The organism is Alcaligenes sp. EGD-AK7 (genome assembly GCF_000465875.3).
Classification (GTDB): Bacteria; Pseudomonadota; Gammaproteobacteria; order Burkholderiales; family Burkholderiaceae_B; genus Alcaligenes; species Alcaligenes phenolicus.
The window spans coordinates 110,260-131,227 of the sequence record NZ_AVOG02000070.1 but is presented as its reverse complement, the minus strand read 5'-3'; the positions used below and the strand labels follow the sequence as shown (position 1 = coordinate 131,227).

General features: G+C 56.5%; 19 protein-coding genes. 14 read left to right on the top strand and 5 right to left on the bottom strand.

Going from position 1 to position 20,968, the window contains the following annotated elements; all coding sequences use genetic code 11:
• Positions 1-15 precede the first annotated feature (15 nt).
• From N879_RS19855 to N879_RS19845, 3 genes are read left to right on the top strand one after another with little or no spacing between them, the layout of a single operon-like run.
• Complete coding sequence (locus N879_RS19855; protein ID WP_009461975.1) at positions 16-621, top strand: shikimate kinase; 606 nt, start codon at positions 16-18, stop codon at positions 619-621.
• Complete coding sequence (gene aroB / locus N879_RS19850; protein ID WP_022983678.1) at positions 622-1,710, top strand: 3-dehydroquinate synthase; 1,089 nt, start codon at positions 622-624, stop codon at positions 1,708-1,710. It abuts the gene before it with no gap.
• Between the two features lie 5 nt (positions 1,711-1,715).
• Positions 1,716-2,840 (top strand): deoxyguanosinetriphosphate triphosphohydrolase, encoded by a 1,125-nt coding sequence (locus N879_RS19845; RefSeq protein ID WP_009461973.1) that lies wholly within the window; start codon positions 1,716-1,718, stop codon positions 2,838-2,840.
• Positions 2,841-2,988: 148 nt separating this feature from the next.
• Here the strand turns inward: N879_RS19845 and uvrA are convergent, their stop codons facing one another.
• Positions 2,989-5,952 carry an excinuclease ABC subunit UvrA gene (gene uvrA / locus N879_RS19840; protein WP_009461971.1) on the bottom strand — a complete coding sequence of 988 codons (2,964 nt, stop codon included), beginning with the start codon at positions 5,950-5,952 and terminating at the stop codon, positions 2,989-2,991.
• Positions 5,953-6,063: 111 nt separating this feature from the next.
• Here uvrA and N879_RS19835 point away from each other — a divergent pair, with 111 nt between their 5' ends.
• From N879_RS19835 to N879_RS19810, 6 genes are all read left to right on the top strand, one after another.
• On the top strand, positions 6,064-7,275 hold the full coding sequence (locus N879_RS19835) for an MFS transporter (RefSeq protein ID WP_022983677.1): 1,212 nt from the start codon (positions 6,064-6,066) through the stop codon (positions 7,273-7,275).
• A 259-nt stretch (positions 7,276-7,534) separates the two neighbouring features.
• The gene (ssb, locus tag N879_RS19830) at positions 7,535-8,047 is read left to right on the top strand and encodes a single-stranded DNA-binding protein (RefSeq protein WP_009461968.1); all 513 of its coding nucleotides are present in this window, start codon (positions 7,535-7,537) and stop codon (positions 8,045-8,047) included.
• A gap of 147 nt (positions 8,048-8,194) precedes the next feature.
• Positions 8,195-8,854: a GntR family transcriptional regulator gene (locus N879_RS19825; RefSeq protein ID WP_009461966.1), complete on the top strand. Its 660-nt coding sequence runs from the start codon at positions 8,195-8,197 to the stop codon at positions 8,852-8,854.
• A 14-nt stretch (positions 8,855-8,868) separates the two neighbouring features.
• On the top strand, positions 8,869-9,786 hold the full coding sequence (locus N879_RS19820; protein ID WP_009461964.1) for a fumarylacetoacetate hydrolase family protein: 918 nt from the start codon (positions 8,869-8,871) through the stop codon (positions 9,784-9,786).
• A gap of 11 nt (positions 9,787-9,797) precedes the next feature.
• Positions 9,798-10,772: a Bug family tripartite tricarboxylate transporter substrate binding protein gene (locus tag N879_RS19815; protein WP_009461962.1), complete on the top strand. Its 975-nt coding sequence runs from the start codon at positions 9,798-9,800 to the stop codon at positions 10,770-10,772.
• A gap of 57 nt (positions 10,773-10,829) precedes the next feature.
• Positions 10,830-11,216 (top strand): RidA family protein, encoded by a 387-nt coding sequence (locus tag N879_RS19810; RefSeq protein WP_009461960.1) that lies wholly within the window; start codon positions 10,830-10,832, stop codon positions 11,214-11,216.
• 40 nt (positions 11,217-11,256) lie between these two features.
• On the opposite strand, the gene N879_RS19805 is transcribed toward N879_RS19810, so the two are convergent.
• Together N879_RS19805 and N879_RS19800 are read right to left on the bottom strand one after the other, a co-directional pair.
• Positions 11,257-12,507, bottom strand: a complete 1,251-nt coding sequence (locus N879_RS19805) for an MFS transporter (protein ID WP_326942981.1) — start codon at positions 12,505-12,507, stop codon at positions 11,257-11,259.
• Positions 12,467-13,000 (bottom strand): Chromate resistance protein ChrB, encoded by a 534-nt coding sequence (locus N879_RS19800; RefSeq protein ID WP_009461956.1) that lies wholly within the window; start codon positions 12,998-13,000, stop codon positions 12,467-12,469. The genes N879_RS19805 and N879_RS19800 overlap by 41 nt, the downstream gene beginning before the upstream one ends.
• A gap of 569 nt (positions 13,001-13,569) precedes the next feature.
• On the opposite strand from N879_RS19800, the gene N879_RS19795 reads away from it, so the two are divergent.
• From N879_RS19795 to N879_RS19785, 3 genes are all read left to right on the top strand, one after another.
• Positions 13,570-14,118: a ferritin-like domain-containing protein gene (locus N879_RS19795; RefSeq protein ID WP_009461955.1), complete on the top strand. Its 549-nt coding sequence runs from the start codon at positions 13,570-13,572 to the stop codon at positions 14,116-14,118.
• A 183-nt stretch (positions 14,119-14,301) separates the two neighbouring features.
• Positions 14,302-15,537: a multidrug effflux MFS transporter gene (locus N879_RS19790; RefSeq protein ID WP_009461953.1), complete on the top strand. Its 1,236-nt coding sequence runs from the start codon at positions 14,302-14,304 to the stop codon at positions 15,535-15,537.
• A gap of 63 nt (positions 15,538-15,600) precedes the next feature.
• Positions 15,601-16,191: a TetR/AcrR family transcriptional regulator gene (locus N879_RS19785; protein WP_009461950.1), complete on the top strand. Its 591-nt coding sequence runs from the start codon at positions 15,601-15,603 to the stop codon at positions 16,189-16,191.
• On the opposite strand, the gene N879_RS19780 is transcribed toward N879_RS19785, so the two are convergent.
• On the bottom strand, positions 16,192-16,899 hold the full coding sequence (locus N879_RS19780) for a GntR family transcriptional regulator (RefSeq protein ID WP_009461948.1): 708 nt from the start codon (positions 16,897-16,899) through the stop codon (positions 16,192-16,194).
• A 100-nt stretch (positions 16,900-16,999) separates the two neighbouring features.
• A complete protein-coding gene (locus N879_RS19775; RefSeq protein ID WP_009461946.1) occupies positions 17,000-17,734 on the bottom strand; it encodes a sulfite exporter TauE/SafE family protein in 735 nt (244 codons plus the stop codon).
• 169 nt (positions 17,735-17,903) lie between these two features.
• Here N879_RS19775 and N879_RS19770 point away from each other — a divergent pair, with 169 nt between their 5' ends.
• Together N879_RS19770 and N879_RS19765 are read left to right on the top strand one after the other, a co-directional pair.
• Entirely contained in the window at positions 17,904-19,421 is a 1,518-nt protein-coding gene (locus N879_RS19770) for a hypothetical protein (protein WP_009461936.1), read from the top strand.
• Between the two features lie 5 nt (positions 19,422-19,426).
• Positions 19,427-20,899, top strand: a complete 1,473-nt coding sequence (locus N879_RS19765; protein WP_051359162.1) for a gamma-glutamyltransferase family protein — start codon at positions 19,427-19,429, stop codon at positions 20,897-20,899.
• Positions 20,900-20,968 lie beyond the last annotated feature (69 nt).

The window sequence follows — 20,968 nt, the reverse complement described above, 5'->3', positions numbered from 1 at the left end:
TGGGATAATACACAAATGAACCACTCTTTACCCGCTGAGCTGATGCCTGTAGAACATCCTGATCCCTTAACAGACGCCGAGCTGCTCCATTTACAACAGACTGGCCCACGCCCCATTATTTTGGTAGGCATGATGGGAGCCGGTAAAACGACCATTGGTCGCCAATTGGCGCGGGAACTCAAGCGCGAGTTTATGGACCTGGACCACGAGCTGGAAGCCCGTAGCGGTGTGCGAGTGGCCACTATCTTTGAGTTCGAAGGCGAGCAAGGGTTCCGCAAACGCGAATCTGCGGTGCTCGATATTTGTTCGCGCCAGACCGGTATTGTGCTGGCAACGGGGGGCGGGGCCATTTTGTCCGAGGCCAATCGCCAGATCATCAAAGATCGCGGTATCGTAGTGTACTTGTGTGCCACCGTAGACGAGCTGTACCGTCGCGTGGCCCGAGACCGTAACCGGCCGCTGTTGCAAACAGCGGACCCACGCGCCCGCATCCAGGAACTGTTGCAAGCGCGCGAACCCCTCTATGAAGAAGTGGCGGATGTCCGCTTTGAAACTGGCTCGGCGCCAGTTCATCATGCGGTGCGCCACTTATTGTCCCTGTTGAAAGAACGAGGTTGCTAAATGTCTGTAGTGCATGTTGACGCCCAGGGTGGCGCTTATCCCATCCATATCGCCGCCGGGCGTCTGGCGCATCTTGCAGACACGGTGCCAGCCGATACGTCTGCCATTGCAATCGTCACCAATCCTACGGTGGCCGCCCTGTACCTGGCACCTGCAAAGGAAGCCCTGGCTGCAACCGGCAAGCCTGTTCATGTGATCGAGCTGCCCGATGGCGAAGCCTACAAGAACTGGGAATCCCTGAACCTGATTTTTGACGCGCTGCTGGGCGGTCACCTGGATCGCAAGGCCCTGATTGTGGCCTTGGGCGGTGGCGTTATCGGCGATATGGCCGGTTTTGCTGCGGCCTGCTTCATGCGGGGTGTGCGCTTTGTGCAAGTGCCGACGACCTTGCTGGCGCAGGTGGACTCCTCGGTGGGCGGCAAGACAGCGATCAACCACCCGCTGGGCAAGAATATGGTGGGCGCGTTCTACCAGCCTATCGCTGTAGAAGTGGATACGGACGTACTCAAGACTTTGCCTGCTCGTGAGATCTCCGCCGGTCTGGCGGAGGTTATCAAATACGGCATGATTTACGACCTGGACTTCTTCAACTGGTGTGAAGAGCAGATTGCGCCCATGCGTACGCTGGAACAAGAACAGATCGTCTATGCGATTCGTCGCTCCTGCGAGGTCAAGGCTGAAGTCGTTTCTCAGGACGAACGCGAATCTGGTCTGCGCGCCATTTTGAACTTTGGTCACACTTTTGGCCACGCGATCGAGTCCGGCATGGGCTACGGCCAATGGCTGCATGGTGAAGCCGTGGGCTGCGGCATGATTATGGCTGCCGAGCTCTCCGCCCTGGTCTGCGGCTTGCCTGCTCAGGACGTGGCTCGTATCAAGGCCCTGGTGCAAGCCAGCGGATGTCCGATCACTCCACCACAATGGCCTGCGGACCGTTGGCTGGAATTGATGCAGGTGGACAAGAAAAATGAAGGTGGCCAGCTGCGTTTTGTGCTGCTGGATAAATTAGGCCATGCCAAGGTGCAGGCGGTCGCGCCTGATGTGGTACGCCAGGCATTGGCCCGCTTTACAACGGTGGAACAGGAGTAAAACCTATGCAAATGCTTGCCGCTTATGCCTGTCACCCTGAACAGTCCCGCGGTCGGCGTTATGCAGAGGCAGCGCCCCAAGGCCGTAACGCCTTTCAGCGGGACCGCGACCGGATCATTCACTGCAATGCCTTTCGCTTGTTGGAATACAAAACCCAGGTGTTCATTAACCACGAAGGTGATTTATTTCGAACACGATTGACGCATAGTCTGGAAGTGGCCCAGCTGGCGCGGGCTATTGCCCGCAATCTGGGTTTGCACGAAGACCTGATCGAAGCGATCTCCCTGGCTCATGATCTGGGCCACACTCCTTTTGGCCATGCAGGTCAGGACACCTTGAATAGCTGCATGCAAAGCCTGCGTCCCGAGGCCGGGGGCTTTGAGCATAATCTGCAAAGTCTGCGGGTGGTGGACGAGCTGGAAGAGCGCTATGCCGCCTTCAATGGCCTAAACCTGTGCTTTGAAACCCGCGAGGGGATTTTGAAGCATTGTTCGCTGAAGCACGCCCGTGAATTGGGCGAGGTCGGCCAGCGCTTTATTGATCGCACCCAACCGTCGCTGGAAGCCCAAATGGCCAATCTGGCCGATGAAATTGCTTACAACAATCACGATATTGATGACGGTTTGCGCTCCGGCCTGATCCGCTTGGAACAATTGCTGGAACTGCGCCTGTTCAACAGTCATTACGAGCATGTACAAGCCCAATATCCGGGCTTGAGCGGTCAACGTTTGGTGGCGGAGATAATCCGCGGCATGATCAACACGCTAGTGGTGGATTTAACGGAAACCACGCGTGCCAAGCTGGAAGAGCATCGCCCGGACAGCGTGGATGCGATTCGTCATTTGCCTCGTTTGGCCGGATTCTCGCCAGAGATGCGGGCGCAGGCTGATGAGCTCAAACGCTTCTTGCACGCGAATCTGTATCGCCACTACAAGGTGGTGCGCATGATGAGCAAGGCGCAGAACATTGTGCGCGAGCTGTTCCATGCTTTTCTGGATGATCCTCGTTTGCTGGCGGCGGAGCATCGCCGTGAAGACCCGATTGCTCAGGCCCGTGCCATTGCTGATTACATCGCTGGCATGACGGACCGCCATGCCATTCGCGAGCACGACGCTATCTTCAAGATGTAGCTCTTGCAGCCTGTGGTGGAGTTACGCGACCTGCTATCGGCCAGTAGCCGTGTGCTGTTCAGGAGCTCTTCTTTATTGATAAAGCGCCAAAAAACCATGTTTTGGTGCTCGAGGCCTGAACAGCGTGGTCTTTTAAGGGAGACAGCCTTTAGCGCTGCAATAAAGGCTTCAGATATCGCCCGGTATGGCTTTGCTCGCAAGCAGCAACAGTCTCCGGGGTGCCTTGCACCACAATCTGCCCACCGCCCTGGCCACCTTCCGGTCCCATGTCCACAATCCAGTCTGCCGTTTTGATCACATCCAGATTGTGCTCAATTACGACCACGCTATTGCCCGACTCAACCAGTTTGTCCAGCACTTCCAGCAAGACAGCAATGTCCTGAAAGTGCAGGCCGGTTGTGGGCTCGTCCAGCACATACAAGGTTTGACCGGTACTGCGCTTGGACAGCTCCAGTGACAATTTCACCCGCTGCGCCTCACCACCAGACAGGGTAGTCGCGCTTTGACCCAGGCGGATGTAGGACAAGCCCACATCAATCAAGGTAGTCAATTTACGCGCGACCGCTGGCACCGCATCAAAGTATTCCAGCGCCTGCTCAACCGTCAGGTCCAGCACTTCGCTGATATTGCGGCCTCGGTAGCGAATGTCCAGCGTTTCACGGTTGTAGCGACGGCCCTGGCAGACATCACAAGGCACATAGACATCCGGCAGGAAGTGCATCTCTACCTTGACCACGCCATCGCCCTGACAAGCCTCGCAGCGGCCGCCTTTAACGTTAAAGGAGAAGCGGCCTGGGTCGTAGCCACGCAAACGCGCCTCGGGCACGCTGGCGAACAGCTCACGAATGGCCGTGAACATGCCCGTGTAGGTGGCTGGATTACTGCGTGGGGTACGACCAATCGGGGTTTGATCGACGTTGATGATCTTGTCGAAATGCTCCAGCCCTTCCATACGATCGTAGGGCGCCGGTTCGGCGTGGGCACGGTGCAGCAAATGCGAGAAGGCGGTTGCCAGCGTGTCGTTGATCAGCGTGGATTTGCCCGAACCGGACACGCCGGTAATGCAGACCAGTCGTCCAGCTGGAATCGCCAGATCAACGGACTTCAGGTTATTGCCGCTGGCACCATACAGACGCAGCCAGTTCAGGCTGTCATAAACAGGACGTCGTTTGGGCACGGCAATCTGACGCTTGCCAGACAGGTACTGACCGGTCAGAGAGTCGGGGTTCTGGGCCAGCTCTGCGGGCGAGCCTTGAGCGGTAATTTGACCACCATGCTCACCTGCGCCGGGGCCCATGTCGATGACATAGTCGGCGGTGCGTATCATGTCCTCGTCGTGCTCGACCACGATCACGCTATTGCCCAGGTCCCGCAGGTGCTGCAAGGTCTGGATCAGCTTGTCGTTATCGCGCTGGTGCAGGCCAATGGAAGGCTCGTCCAGCACGTACATCACGCCGGTCAGACCGGAACCGATCTGGCTGGCCAGACGAATGCGCTGGGCCTCGCCACCGGAAATGGTGTCGGCGCTGCGGTCCAGAGACAGGTAGTTCAGACCCACATTGTTCAAAAACTCCAGCCGCAGGCGGATTTCACGCACGATGCGGTCGGCAATTTCTTTTTTCGCACCCGTCAGCGACAGGCGCTCGAACCAGGCCAGGCAGTCGGACAGGGCCAGGGCTTCGACTTCATAAATGGCCAGTCCTTTGGCTTGTCCTTGCGCTGCGGAGTGAGTCTGCGTGCACTGTGCGGCATTGTCAGACAGCTGGTCGACATTGAGGGTTGCGGAGTGGGCAGACGCGGTGCCTGCATGATGCTTGCACCCAGTATGGCTTGGAATCGGATCATCCCCGATACGGACGTGACGCGCCTCCAGACGCAGACGTGCGCCATGGCAGGCCGGGCAGGTCTGGGTGCGACGCAGCTTGTTCAGTTCCTCGCGCACGGCGCTGGAATCGGTTTCCGCCCAGCGACGCTGCAGATTCGGAATCACCCCTTCAAATGGGTGCGTTTTTACCGTGGTGCGGCCCTTCTCATTCAAATAGAGAAAGGGAATTTCCTCCGCGCCGGAGCCATACAGCACGGTGCGGCGCAGTTCTTCGGGTAGAGACTCGAAGGGAGCCTCTATATCAAAGTGATAATGAGCCGCCAGACTGGTCAGCAAGGTGTAGGTAAAGGCATTGCGTCGGTCCCAGCCCGCAATGGCACCGCCCGCCAGACTCAGTTCCGGGAAGGCCACCACGCGTTCAGGATCAAATACATCTACTTGCCCCAAGCCACTACAGTCCGGGCAGGCTCCTGCCGGATTGTTGAAGCTGAACAGGCGTGGCTCCAGCTCGGGCAGGGAGTAATCGCAGACCGGGCAGGCGTAGTGGCTGGAATAGGGCTGTTCCAGACCTGTGTCCAGATTCACCACTAGACAACGGCCATTGCTGGTGGACAGGGCGGTTTCCAGGCTCTCGGCCAGACGCTGCTGGCTATCGGGCCGAATGCGCAGACGGTCTATGACCAGGTCCAGGTCGTGTGCCTGTTGGGCATTGAGTGCGGGCAGATCTTCAATGCTGGAGATCTCGCCATCGACGCGTACCCGTACAAAGCCTTGGGCTTGCAGGCCGCGCAGTTCAAGCTGCAGGTCACCAACCAGGCCACGGTGCATGGGTGCCAGCACAGCAATACGGGTTTCAGGTTCCCATTGCAGAATCTGGTCTACCATCTGGCTCACGCTATGAGCCTGCAAGGCCAAGTGGTGTTCCGGGCAGTAAGGAGTCCCGACCCGCGCGTACAATAGGCGCAAATAATCGTGGATTTCGGTAGTGGTCCCCACGGTGGAACGCGGGTTATGGCCTGCTGCCTTTTGCTCGATGGCAATGGCAGGCGACAAACCTTCGATCAAGTCCACATCTGGCTTGTCCATCAGTTGCAAGAACTGACGTGCATAAGCGGACAGGCTTTCCACATAGCGCCGCTGGCCTTCGGCATACAAAGTGTCGAAGGCTAGAGAGGATTTTCCAGAACCGGATAGCCCCGTCAGCACGACCAACTGGTGGCGTGGCAGGTCTACGGAGACATTTTTCAGGTTGTGGGTACGGGCACCACGAATGCGGATGGCTTCCATCGCTTTATTTAGGCTTGTCAAAAGGCAACTTGCTACTATAGCGCGTTGCGTCAGAATTTATGTGAACGGGTATCCGGGCTCTCTGCTAGCCCAGTTGTGACAGAGTATTAAATGAGTACACACCAAACCATGAATACGGCCGGATCGCGCCCAGCGCGCCTGAGTCTGACTCAGCAAGAGCGCAAGGCCAGCATCCTGCTTGCCCTGTTGTTTGCCTGTCGAATGCTGGGTCTGTTTTTGCTGACCCCGGTCTTTGCAGTGGCCGCGCACTCCTTGCCCGGCGGTAATGATGCCGCCCGTGTGGGTCTGGCATTGGGGGCCTATGGTCTGACGCAGGCTGTCTTGCAGATCCCCTTGGGGATGGCATCGGATCGCTTCGGACGCCGACCGATTATCGTCATCGGCATGGCCTTGTTCGTGATCGGCGGGGTGATCTCCGCGCTGGCCCAGAATATTGACTGGGTGACGGTAGGCCGCTGTATTCAAGGTCTGGGGGCAGTTTCAGCAGCCATTTCCGCCTGGGTTGCCGACTCCACCCGTCCCGAAGTGCGCACACGTGCCATGGCGATGGTGGGTGGCTCCATTGGGCTGTCTTTTGCTGTATCGCTGGTGCTCTCGCCAGTGCTGGTGGGGCAATTTGGTTTGTCGGGACTGTTCTGGGCCATCAGTTTGCTGGGCTTTGTCTGCTTGTTGATTGCCGCTTTTGTCGTGCCCAGCGCGCCTAAAGCACCCGCCTCGATTGTGCAGGTTACCGCCGGACAGGTGTTGCGTCATTTGGACTTGCTGCGCCTGAACTTTGGCGTGTTCTGTCTGCACTTTATCCTGATGTCCCTGTTCATCGTCGTACCGGGCATTCTGGCGACCTTGGGTGGCTACGGTACTCAGGATTTGTGGAAGGTGTACCTGCCCGTTATTCTGGTTTCTTTTGTGCTGATGGTTCCTGCGGTGTTCTGGACAGAGACCCGCAAGCGTCACAAGCATGCGCTGGAACTGTCTGTGTTGCTGCTGATTGTGGTGCTGGCCGTGATGCCATGGGCGCGCGATTCGCTGGTTCCCATGGTGGCCGCGCTGACGTTTTTCTTCATCGGCTTTAATGTGCTGGAAGCCTTGCAGCCTTCCTTGGTGTCGCGTGTGGCGCCACCAGAATACAAAGGATTGGCGCTGGGTTTTTACAACACCTCCCAGTCCCTGGGCGTGTTTGCCGGCGGCCTGATCGGCGGCATCCTGGCAGGGCGAGGGCTCACCCAATGGGTCTTGTGGACCGGAGCTGCTCTGGCTTTGCTCTGGTTGCTGACAGCGCGTGGTTTCAAAGACAAATATTAAAAGGCATTGCCTGTTACGCTTGTGCAAAGACGTGGCAGGCAGCAACAAGTAAAGTGGCTGGATTGGCCGCAAGAATCAAGAGCTGGGCGGAACAGGTGACACCATCAGGTGCTTAGCCATATACGCCGTTCAAGGTGCCGTAACAGGATCGATGGCATGGATAAAACTGCCCTTCCCGGAGCGGGGAGGGAGTGTTAATTAAGGCACGAATCCACGATAATACGGCTTGATATCGAATTTTTGACTACAGGATTTTTTCATGGCATCGGTAAATAAAGTCATTCTGGTGGGCAATCTTGGCCGCGACCCAGAAGTACGCTACAGCGCAGAAGGCTCGGCCATCTGCAATATTTCCATTGCCACGACTTCGCAGTGGAAAGACCGTACCTCTGGCGAGCGCCGTGAGGAAACCGAATGGCACCGTGTGGTGTTCTACAACCGTCTGGCTGAAATTGCAGGTGAGTACCTGCGTAAAGGCCGTCCCGTCTACGTAGAAGGTCGTCTGCGCACCCGTAAATGGACAGGTCAGGACGGTCAGGAGCGTTTCACGACCGAAATCATTGCCGAGCAAATGCAAATGCTGGGTGGCCGTGACGGTGGTGATATGGGCGGCGGCAGCATGGGTGGTGGCGAATACGGTGGTGGCGGTGCACCAGCTCCACAACGTGCTCAGCGCCCAGCGCCTCAGCAACAGCAGCAACAACAGGCCCCACGTAATAACGCTCCTATGTCGGACAATCTGGCCGATATGGATGACGATATTCCGTTTTAAGGCTTAGCCCTTAGCGGGACTGAAGTTCAAAAACCCCGGCAAGTATCGTACTTGCCGGGGTTTTTTTTCGTTCGTACAAACACTAATGTGTACCGATATTCAATCTTGTATACAATCTATAAAAAATGAATGCAAAATAGGAAAGCAATGACCACGATCAAAACAGCAAGTCACAGCGATGGGGTGTATGAGTCGGTGCGTGCTCACGTTCTTGGCCTGGTGAAAAACATTGATGAGCCCGTGCGGGTTCGGGAAGAAGAACTGGCCAAGATGCTCAATGTCAGCCGCACGCCGGTGCGCGAAGCACTGCTGCGTCTGGGGCAGGAAGGCATTTTGACCATGGAGCCTCGGCGCGGTGCCTTGCTCTCACCCTTGACCAAGCAGGACTACATCGAATGGCTGAAGCTGCGCATTGAACTGGAAGCCTTTGCGGCGCGTGAAGCCGCCTTGAATGCCTCGCAGCGGGATGTGGATGCCTTGCGGGCGCTGTTTGCGCCCTTCAATCAAGACAATGTGGAAGAGCGTGTCAGCGAATATGCGGCAGCCAATGTGGAATTCCACGCGGCCATCATGCGTCTGGCTGCAAATAGCTTGCTGGAGAAGGTATGGAAGTCCTTTGGGCACCGCGACATGCTCAAGACCAAAACCATCGAGCGCCTGAAACGTGCGCACGAGTCTTTGGCCGAGCACCTGGCCATGATCGACGCGATTGAGAAACGGGACGCAGCGCTGGCAGATCGTCTGGCGCGCGAGCACGTTCAAGGGCTGCTGACGCAAACCTTGAACAGTTCCAACAACATCCGATAAGGAGGTTTGCTGTCATGAAGCTACTGACCTTTGTAGCCGCAGGGGAAACGCATTTGGGTGGAATGCTGGGCGATGATCGGGTGGTGGATCTGACACAGGCCTGGGGGATGTACGAGCATCCTTTACGTGCTCGGCAGGCTCCCACTGAGGTCATTGACGCTATTTTTATGGGCGATGAGATCCTGATCAGCCTGCAGCTTTTGATGGAGCAGGCAAGCCAGGCCAAGGCTCCCGTCCATGCTGCTTCAGATCTGTGCTTTCTGGCTCCTGTCCCGAATCCGGCCAAAAACATTTTCTGTGTGGGGCGCAATTACCGCGCCCATATCGTGGAAGGCAATCTGGCACGTGGTCGTGCGGCGGATGACTTCCCCAAAGCCCTGGAGTTCTTCAGCAAACCGCCAACCACGGTGGTGGGGCATCAGGCCCTGGTCAGCCGCCATGCGGCTCACACAAAGATGCTGGATTATGAAGTGGAGCTGGGCATTGTGATCGGCAAGGAAGGCCGGGACATTCCAGTTGAAGACGCGTTGGATTATGTCTTTGGCTACACGGTGATCAACGATATTACGGCGCGTGATCTGCAAGCGCTGCATGGTCAGTGGTTCAAGGGCAAGTCACTGGACGGCACCTGCCCGATTGGGCCGGTAGTGGCATTGAAGACCTCCATTGCCGACCCCAACGCGCTGGATCTTGAATTGGAAGTGAATGGCGAGCTACGCCAATCGGCCAATACGTCGGACATGTTGTTCGATGTGTCCAACATCATCGCCCAGTTGTCGGCGGGCATGACCTTAGAGCCTGGGGACATTATTGCAACAGGCACGCCCTCCGGGGTTGGCTTTGCCATGCAGCCTCCACGCTCTTTGGAACCAGGCGATGTCATCAAAGCTCGTATCCCCGCTATAGGCGAGCTGGTCACTACTATTGAGTAAGGTTGACGACTATGCGCTTTAAATTAATTCTGTCAGGCGTGGCTGTATTAAGCGCTTTAACGGCTGTGCCCTCGCTTGTGTCGGCACAGGAATATCCCACCAAACCCATCACCATCATTGTTCCGTTCCCGGCGGGCGGCACGCTGGATAACCTGACCCGCAGTCTGGCGCAGAAAATGTCGGATGACTTCAAACAGCCCGTCATCATCGACAACAAGCCCGGTGCCGGTACGGTGATTGGTACGGAAATCGTGGCCCGCGCCGCGCCGGATGGCTACACCCTGGGGATGGTGGCAAACAGTTTTGCCATCAATCCCAGCCTGTACGACAACCTGCGTTACGACACGGTGAAGGACTTTACGCCGGTTAGCTGGGTGGCCTACACGCCGCACCTGCTGGTGGCGAACCCGGATGTGCCGGTCAAGAGCCTGGCGGATGTCATTGCGACAGCGAAATCCAAACCGGGCGAGCTGTCCTTTGCGTCCTTTGGTGCAGGTACATCACCGCATATCGCGATTGAACGCTTGAAAGCGGAAGCCAAGATTGATGTGCTGCATATTCCGTACAAAGGCCAGGCCCCAGCTTTGAACGATTTGCTGGGCGGTCATGTAGACATGATGTTTGCCAACACGCCTGATGTTTTGCCCCACGTGAAATCCGGCAAGCTGCGTGCAATTGCTTTGGCGAACGATACTCGTCTGGAATCTATCCCCGAAGTGCCTACTTTCAAAGGAGCAGGCGTGGACAATATGAACTCCAACTCCTGGTATGGCGTGATAGTGCCTTCTGGTACCCCAGCATCGATTGTGGAGAAGCTGAGTGCTGAATTTGTCCGTATTGTGAACCTGCCCGAAATTCGTGAACGCTTATTGGCCCAAGGACTGGAACCTGCGGGTACGACGTCGGCCGAGTTTGCCGAGTATCTGAAGTCTGAAATGGAAATGGCCGCCAAAGTGGTAAAAGCCTCCGGCGCCAGCGTGCAGTAAACCCTTAACGAATACGAAAGAGCCCAGAGAGCTCAAGCTACTAATCAGGAGATGAATATGATCAAAGAAATTATCCGTTCCGACAAAGTGACTCCCCCTCGTGCCCCCTTGTCGCCTGCTGTGCGATCCAATGGCTTTGTGTTTGTGTCGGGCCAGCCAGGTTTTTTTGATGATCGCCAGATCGCTGAAAACGACTTCGACGCACAGATGCACCAGGTCATGGCCAATGTGAAAGCCCTGCTGGAAGAAGCAGGCTCCAGCCTGGACCATATCGTCAAAGCCAATGTGATTCTGAAGAACGCCGGTGACTTTGCCCGCATGAACGAGATCTATCGTACTTACTTCAAGGACGGCGAATACCCGGCCCGCACCACGATTGCGGCGGATATGGGGAACCCCTTGTTCCTGTTGGAAATTGAATGCATCGCCGCCGTCGCGGAATGATGAAATGAAAAAAGGCCGACATGAAGTCGGCCTTTTTTATTCAAAACGCTCCTTGAGCGGAACGTCGCAAGCTAATCAAACCTAGGCCAGTTAAAACCGCAAAGATTGCACCAGCGGCAAAGGTGCCTTGGAAACCTATGGTATCCCAGAGCACGCCGGCAATGACGCTGGCCAGCAGCAGGGCGATACCGGTGAGCAGGTGGAACATGCCAAAGGCGGTGCCGCGCAGTTCGGCAGGGGCGCTGTCAGCGATCAAGACGTTGAACAGGCCTTGGGTAAAGCCCATATGCAGGCCCCACAAGGCAACGCCCAGGCCCAGACCCAGCAAGCCGGGTACGAAAGCCAGGATCAGGTCCGCTGCGATCAGCAGGGCCACACCGATCAGCAGCAGGTCAGTTTTACGCATACGATCCGACAGCACACCTGCAGGGTAGGCAGACAGAGAAAAGGCCACGCCCATGACGACCAGGACCGCAGGAGCCCACATGGGCGGCAAACCGCTGGCTTCACCCCGCAGGATCAGGAAGGCTTCACTGAAACGGGCCAGGGTAAAGGCCAGACCGATAGCGACAACCCACCAGTAGCGGGAACCCAAGCGGCCGAGGTCTTCCCGATTCAGAGGCAATTTGCGGGGGCGGGTGTTGGCGGGCAGTTTGGGTTCGCGCACAAAGAACACCAGGATAGCGATGGCTATAAAAGCAGGCAGCACGGCGATCCAGAAGATCAGCTGGTAGTTGTTGGCGGTCCACCACATCAGGCCGATAGCCAGCAAGGGGCCAACAAAAGCACCAATGGTATCCAGGGTCTGACGCAAGCCGTAGGCGGCACCTCGCATTTCCGGCGGGGTGACATCGGCGACCAAAGCATCACGCGGCGCACCGCGTATGCCTTTGCCGATGCGGTCTACAAAGCGGGCACCGACCAGCCAGTCCAGCGAGTTCGCCAGTGGAAAAATGGGTTTGGTCAGGGCGGCCAGGCCATAGCCAATTACTGCCAGCAGTTTGCGCTTTCCAAAACGGTCGCTGACCGCTCCGGAAAACACCTTCATGATGGAGGCGGTGGCCTCGGCAATGCCTTCAATAAAACCGACCGCCAGTACCGATGTACCCATGACGGTGACCATATAAATGGGCAGCAGGGCGTGGATCAGCTCCGAGGAAATATCCATGAACATGGACACAAAGCCCAGTGCCCAGACGCTGCGGTGGATTTTGGCACGGGAGGCGTCGGCCGTCGGGGTAAGCGCGGGATTAGCGGTTTTCTTCATGAGCGTCATAGACCATTTGGGCATACGCATCCAGCCGTGCCTTGCACTCTTGCAGGCGCTCTTGAGCAACCTGTGCCAGGGGGGCGCCATAAAAATCCAGTTTCTGGATTTTCTCGTACCAGTTTTCCAGCTTCTTCAGATCGGTTTCTTCTTCGTCCAGTTCGGCGTAGGTGAATTTCTGAATCGAAATTTCCTTGTCGATTTCGGCCTCGAAGTCTTTGCAACGGCCCAGCAGTTCCTGGTACTGCTCGTTGCGGTCGTCCGTAAAACGGGCGATGACTTTGTCCTCTTGTGCCTTGTCCAGAGCAATGGTCTCCAGCAAGACGCATTCACCTTCCATGGTCGTGATGTCGTTTTCCAGCACCTTCAGACGGCGCACATGCTCGTCGGTTTTGGGCAGGACACATACCCCGTTTTGCAGATACACCGCACCCAGCGCTTTCAGGCGCCGCCATAAGGCCAGCCGTTTTGCACTAGGTTCAGGGGGGACTTTATAGGTCAGTAACAGCCAGCTCATTGAAGTCATATTCTTGATTTTAAAGTAACGGCCGTTTCATATTAATTGAATTGAATGAATACAAAAAGAAGCAGTGAGGTATGAGCGCCGACCCCGGTTCTGCCTGCTGCCGTCTGAACGGAGGCCGGATTCTGTATCCAAGTGTTTGGTCTTGTATCTCTGCTTGAACAAGAACGCGGCTCTTTATCTTGGGGAAAACCAGTAAAAAATTTCGTGCCAAGCCCGCATGCCGTGTGAGGTTGAACTGTTTTCAGACGGCCTGGTTTGTGGGTTTCTGGCCTTGAAAGGCCGGTCTGTTTGCTACTGGTAGCCGCGGTTTTGCGCTTTCCAAGCCAAGGAGCAATCGCTACCATGACAACACCTATCCACTTTGTTCAGTTTCTTGCACGACCGGTCTCAACCACAAGCAGCGTGCAGACTTCAAGCCCAGGTTTAGGTAAAGCGCTTGTCCTTGGACAAGCTCTTGTTGGTTATGAGGTCAGTTGGTTATGAGGTCAGTGTGTTCGTTTCCGGTTGTTGCGCGATACAGCGCCGCACTTTCGCGGTGGGAATCAATACGGAGGAATGCAATGAGTAAGCAGAAAGCAGTCCAAGCAAGCCAAGGTCCAATCGATGTTGCCGCTATCCGTGCAGCTGCCAAGAAGTTTGTGGACGACGGGGCGGTGGCATCCGGCTACAAGGGTAATCGTGAAGAAATCATTCAGATGCTCAATGAGGCCCTGGCCACCGAGCTGGTCTGTGTGATGCGCTACAAGCGCCACTACTTCACCGCTACCGGCTTGAACAATGAGCCTATCAAAGCCGAGTTTCTGGAACATGCCCAGCAAGAAGCCGAGCATGCCGACCGCATTGCCGAACGTATTGTGCAATTGAACGGCGAGCCGGATTTCAACCCGGCCAATCTGGTCCAGCGTAGCCATGCAGAGTACGACGATAGCGACGATATCAAATCCATGATTCGCGCCAACCTGATTGCCGAGCGTATTGCGATCGAGTCCTATCGTCAGATGATCGAGCGCATTGGCGACACCGACCCGACCACTCGCCAGATGCTGGTTGAAATCATGGCGGTGGAAGAAGAGCACGCCGACGATATGGGCGATCTGCTGGATATCTAAGTAATTTGCGCAGGTGCTCACCAAAACCCCGGTATTTTCCGGGGTTTTTTTCTGCCTGAATTCTGAAAAGGAGTACAGTATCGGCTTTCCTACCTATCGGTAGGTAGTTTTGATTGACATCGCTATATACGGGGGTGTGAGCGTGTTTGAATTTCTGTTCTTCCGCACTGTAGAGGGTGTGACATGAGCGAGCTGTCGCGTGCCAGAAGCCTGGCCTGGCCCTTGATCTTGTTGCTGGCCTTGTTGACGGCATTGGATGCCATGGCCATTGATATGTATTTGCCGGGCATGCCTGCTATCGCGCAGGAGCTGGGGGCTTCCCCTGGCCGGATTCAGCAAACCTTGTCGGTGTTTCTGGCAGGCCTGGCCTTGGGCCAAGGTATTTACGGCCCTTTGCTGGATCGCTTCGGGCGTCGAGTGCCCTTGCTGCTGGGTGTGGTTATTTTTGTGGTGGGCTCGGTTTTTGGCGCTTTGGCCACATCGGTTGAAGCCTTGTTGGCGGCGCGTTTTATCCAGGCGTTAGGCGCCGCAGCGGGCTTGGTCACACCGCGTGCCATTGTGGCGGACTTGTGCGATGTCAAAGAGTCGGCAAGCATCTTTTCCCTGCTGATGCAGGTGATGATGATTGCACCGATTGTGGCCCCCATTCTGGGTGCCTACCTGTTGAGCCATGCAGACTGGCGTGCCATTTTCTGGATGCTGGCGGCATTAGGGACGATGGGGCTGCTCTGGGGACTTAAAGCCATACCGGATTCGCTGCCCGTGAGCCAGCGTGTGCCTTTGAACCCCGGTCATATTGTTCGCGCCTACGGTCGCGAGCTGGGTAACAAGGCTTTCATGGCATATACCGGCTCCGGTGGTTTCGCACTGGCTGCCTTGTTTGTCTACATCAGCGGCTCGGCTTTTGTGTTCACGCAGCATTTTTCCTTGTCGCCGGCCGTATTCAGCTATGTGTTTGCCGGTAACTCGGTGGCGCTGGTTCTGGGTGGGGTCGTCAGCAATTATTTGTTGAAGGCCGGGATGCCCACCTCTCGGGTGCTGGCTTTGGGACTGATTGTCCATACGGCCTCGGCTCTGCTCCTGTATGTGGTGGTGCAAGCTGATGTCGCGGGCCTGATTCTGTATGCCGCCTTGATTGCTGTTTCGGTGGGCTCTTTAGGCATGGTGTTTGGCAACGTGACGGCCTTGACCATGGATGTGGCTGGCCCACAGGCTGGGACGGCTGCAGCCTTGATGGGCATGTTCCATTACCTGATTTCGGCGGTGGTGGGCTATATCGTCAGTCTGGCCATGCCTGGGCCGCAGGTTTTGCCTGTGGCAATTGGTGGCTGCGGTCTGTTGGCTATTGTTCTGTATGTTCTGGCTGGCCGTTGCCGCACGGTGACCCGATCAGTCAGTGAGCTGGGGGTTGTAAAATAGGCAGTTGCTGCGGGCCGCGAAAGCGGCCCTGATCATTGGCCTTTGACTGAGAGCTGTTGGACTGTGAGCAAAACCACGACTGAAAAACTGCAGGATGCCGCGTTGGCGCGCTTTGCTGTTCAGGGCTTCGATGCCACCACCATGAACGAGATTGCCGCTGATGTCGGCATCAAGAAGCCCTCGGTCTACGCCCATTTCCGCAACAAGGACGAGCTGTTTCTGAACCTGATTCCGAAGATTGTGGAAGATGAGCTGAACCACGCCCGTCAAGTTCTGCAGGGAGGCGATGACATCAAGGAGCAGTTGCGAGCGTACCTGGAAGGGATACAGGAGCGCTTTGAGCAATCACATCAAGTGCGTTTCTGGATTCGCACCTTGTTTGCGCCGCCTGTGCATTTGTACGATGTGGTGATGCAGCCCATGCATGTGTTCATGGACGATCTGGAACGCATCATCCATCAAGCCTTGGCACAGTCCGCTTTGGCCAAATCGGAAACAGGTTTGAGCGTGGAGACCCTGGCCATGACGTACATGGCCTTGATCGACAGTCTGCAAAGCGAGCTTCTGTTTGGTGGTGCGCACAAATACCAGCGGCGTCTGGCATCGGTCTGGAGGGTATTTGAGGCGGCCTTGAGAGCAGGCCGCCCGGCCTGATCAGGTTTTCTCGCCGTTCTGGGCGTCCTGATAGGCTTTGGCTGCATTGTGCACGTGTTGGGTGGCCAGCAGGTTGGCCAGATCACCATTACCGGCCACAACCGCATTGAGGATCTGGGAGTGATCTTCCCAGTTTTGGCGGATGCGCTGCAAATTGCTGGGCGCAAATAACAGGGCGGTGCGGTCACGCAGGGAGCGCATGAGCTCGGTCAGAACAATATTGCCCGACATGGTGGCCAGGGTTTCATGAAACTGGCGGTTCAGGGATTTGAGCAAATCCAGATTGCCGGCATCCATGGCTTCATGGCCCTGGCTCAGAATGGTTTGCAGCTTTTCGATATTGGCTGGGTCCCGGCGTTGGGCGGCCAGTTTTGCATTCAATCCTTCGAGCGTGGCGCGCACTTCAGCCATGTTGTAGGCAATCTCGGTCGACAGGATAGCCACTGAGGCCCCACGTCGTGGTTCGATCGTGACCAGACCTTCTGAGGCCAGCTCGCGCAGGGCTTCCCGTACCGGAATACGCGAGACGCCCAGTTCGCTAGCCAATTTACCTTCTACAAGGCGATCCCCCGGATGAAATTCTCCGCTCAAGATGCGCTCGCGCAATTGGTCACGGATAACCGCAAACAATGACGCATGTTGATCGCCCAAGCGACGGCTTTCCGCGCCGGAAAGGGTGTTGGGAAGGCTGAAACTGGGGATATTCATGGTGCGACCTGTGCAATTGGGCAAAAGGGCCAGCCACGATTATACGGTGTGAGCGCATTTTTCTGAATATGGTATACAGTTTGCGGCCTAAGCATCCTCATCACACGCTGCGGGCGATCAAGACCACGGCGCTTAGCGAACAAATCCCCAATAGCAGTCTACGCATTAGCGGCATGCTGACTTTATGACGCCATCGTCCTGATAAGGCGAAGCCCAGCAGCATGAAGGGGTAGAGCACAATGCTGAGCATTGCCTGTTGCCAGGAGAACAGGCCAGCCACTATAAGCAGGATCAAGGACAGGCTTGCCCCTAAAAACAGAATAAGACCCAATGAGGCGCGTAGCTGTGCAGGAGCCAGGTTTTGCATGGCAATTGCCAGAGCGGGAGCGCCTACCGAGGTCAGGGTTCCCATGATGCCCGAGGCAATGCCCGCCAGGATCATGTTTCGTTTGGAAGGCAGGATGCGCAAGCCCCAGGCACTCAGTGCGACTGCGGCCAGAATGGCAAGGGCAAAACCCAGATTCACCGCCTCTATGGGTAGTTGTGTCATGGCCAGTATGGCAATGATCGATCCGGTGGCACGGCCACCCAGTGCACAGACAACCACATCGGGCACGATATGTTGACGCTCTCGCAAGGCCGCCAGCAAAGAGACGCTGCCACCCAAGGCCAGTAGAGGGCCTGGAACCAACTGCGGAAATATCAAGGCGGCAATCGGCGCGACCAGCATTGCAAACCCAACTCCGCCAACGCCTTGCAAAAAGGCGGCCAACACAACCAGCAAAGCCATGAGCAGCCAGGAGAGCGGGTCCACCAGATCAATCAAAGCCGCCATAGTTTCCTCTTCATTTGTATAAGATATTCAATCTAAGTGTTTCAAGCATAAAACTCTTAGAGTTTTCCCCAGTTTTTGATAGTTTTTTCTGATTCGAAATCACAATTGAAGATAGTATACCGTTTCAGATGTGCTCGATATTCAGAAAAAAGAGAAGGAAGGGGGATACATGCAAAGCGACGTGGTGCTCAGTGCGGCGCACTGGGCTTATTTGATCAGCGTTCTGGTCATCATCATTACGATGATTTTCCGGGCCAATGTGGTGGTGCCATCGGTGATTGGCACCTTGGCGGTCGTCACCGCCATGACTGGCAGCCCTATCCAAGGCTTCATCAGTATTTTTTCAGCCAGCTTTGTGGCGGCCCAGGAACTGTTCAATATTTTCCTGGTAATCACGTTCATGACTGCCCTGCTGAACTCGTTAAAGAGGCTGGAGGCCGATGTGAAGATGGTGGCCCCCTTCCGCAAGGTCATGGTCAATAGTGCCTCGTCCTTTCTGATGATTGCGGCGGCTACCTACTTTATTTCCCTGTTCTTCTGGCCCACACCCGCTGTACCTCTGGTGTCGGCCATTTTGCTGCCGGCGGCGATTGCGGCTGGCTTGCCTCCCCTGGTCGGTGCGATGGCTATCGCCATCTGTGGACAGGGCATGGCGCTGTCGTCCGACTACATCATTGGCGTTGCTCCTGGCATCAGCGCCAAGGCAGCCGGTGTCGGAGCCGATGTTGCCGTGCTGGCGGATCGTGCGCTGGTGCTTTCCTGGATTACCGGTGGCGTTGCGTTGACGTTGACATTTTTGTTGATGCGCCGCTATTTCAAACCGGCAGATAGCCGTTTGCTGGATGCCTGGATGCGCCAGGCGCCGGATAGCACCCTGGATGAAGTGGAATCCCAAGGGACGTATGACAAGGCTGAGATTGCTCGTGGCACGGCGGGTAATGAACACACGGTGCATCCCGGCCTGAGCCCCAAGGAAGAGCGCTATTCGCGCATTCTGGCCTGGATTACGCCACTGGCGTTTCTGGCGGTGATTGGCATCATGCTGTTGCCCCGCTTTATCCCGTCCTTGCCTGTCCTGCGGGGTGGCGACGCCGCCGGTTTGGTAGGGGGCGTGGCCTTTGTGTTGATGATGATTGCCACCTGTATGGCAGAAGGGCCGCGTCGCATGCTGGACACCTGCCCGGATCATATGACCGATGGTTTTGTATTCGCCTTTCGCGCCATGGGTTCGGTGCTGCCCATCGCCGGTTTCTTCTTCCTGGGCGCCAGTGAAGCAACGTCTGCCATTTTGGGCACCCCACTGGAACAAACACCCAGTCTGCTGTTCGAGCTGATCTCGGCGGGGCAGCATCTGATTCCGGACAATCATTTTCTGGTGGCTTTTGGTGTTCTGTTGGTAGGCATGATCTCGGGCATTGATGGCTCGGGCTTCTCGGGCCTGCCATTGACAGGAACCCTGGCCTCGGCCTTGAGCCCGGTATCCGGGCTGGAGGTTGAAACCTTGGCTGCGGTAGGACAGATCGGTGCTATCTGGACTGGCGGTGGCACTTTGATTGCCTGGTCTTCATTGATTGCCGTGGCGGGCTTTGCCCGAGTGCATGTGCTGGATCTGGTGCGAGCCCTGACGGTTCCTGTGCTGGCGGGGATGGCCCTGTCAACAATTTGCGCTGTGCTGGTGTTCGGATGAGCGATATGAGTACGACAGCCTATTGCGCCGGTGAAAAACAGGGCTTGGGGAAACATTGGGCCGTTGCTGCCGGGCACCCCTTGGCGGTGCGGGCCGCGCAGGCCATGCTGGAACTCAAGGGTAGTGCAGTGGATGCGGCTATTGCTGCCGATGCTGTCATGGGGGTTGTCGAACCTATGGCGACAGGCATTGGTGGCGATCTGTTGGCCATGATTGCATCGCCCGACAGTATGCCAGTGGCTTATAACGGCAGCGGAGCGGCGCCCCTGCTGTTGAAGGCTGAGCAGGTTCAGGCTTTATCTGGGGGACGGATTCCGGAGCGCCATGTGTTGTCCATTACCACGCCTGGCCTGGTGCGAGGGTGGTGGGATATGCACCAGCGCTATGGCCGTCTGGACTGGGCCTGCTTGTTTCAGCCTGCCATTCAGGCAGCGCGGGAAGGTTTTGCGGTAGCGCCGGTGGCAGCACGTGAATGGCAAATTTTTGATTTTGTACTGCACCGCGATCCCGTGTGTGCCGCCCTGTATAGGGCGGGCAAGCCTCCCATGGCGGGGGAGCAATACCTGAACCCTGAACTGGCAGCTGTCTTGCAGGACATCGCCACGCAAGGCCCCGATGCCTTCTATCTGGGGCGTCCCGCGCAGCAGGCAGAGCAGGCAATGGAGCAGGTACAGGGGCTGTTGAGGGCTGAGGACTTTCGCCGCCATAAAGGGTTCTTTTGCGAGCCTGTCAGTGCATCGCTGGGAGAGTTCAGTCTTTATGAATGTCCCCCCAACACGCATGGGGTGGCAGTCCTGGACGCCGTACAACGCGCCTGGAAACGCCCGGTTGACCAGGATGCGGCGGAGCTGGAACTGGTCAAGGCGACCGAAGCGGCGATGGCTCAGGCTTCACGGGTCGTGTGTGATCCGGCAGGCAATACGGTCTGCACGGTTGTGGTCGATGCAGACGGGTTGGCGGTTACGTTCATGTCCAGCATTTTTAAACGATTCGGCTCTGCGTATGCCGTACCCGGCTGTGGATTTGTGCTGCAAAACCGGGGTTTCGGTTTCTCCGAGCCTGGGCATGTGAATGGCCCTGGGCCGGGAAAACGCCCTTATCACACGGTTGTTCCGTCTTTGGCCTTGAAGTCGGGTCAGTTCCATATGGGGTTGGGTGTGGTGGGTGGTTTGATGCAACCCCAAGGCCAGATACAGATATGGACTCGTGTTCTGCGTGATGGCTGGCCTTTGGAGAAAGCCTTGTTTGCACCGCGCTGGCGTTTGGAGGGGGCGGGGCGGTTGGCCCTGGAAGACGGCTTTGATGCAAGTCGGGCGGCCTTCCTGCGTGAATACGGGTATGTGTCACCCGATAAAGGCGTAGGCGAGCTGGCTGGTCGCAGCGATTTTGGCGGCGCTCAGGCCGTCGAGCGCTTGGTGGACGGTCGTTTGCAGGCTGTTTCTGACCCACGCAAAGATGGGTGCGTGGCGCTGGATTGATAATCGGGCAGGGTTATTCCCTACTTTTTAAAATAGTAGACGGTATACAATATACTTAAATAGTCCAAA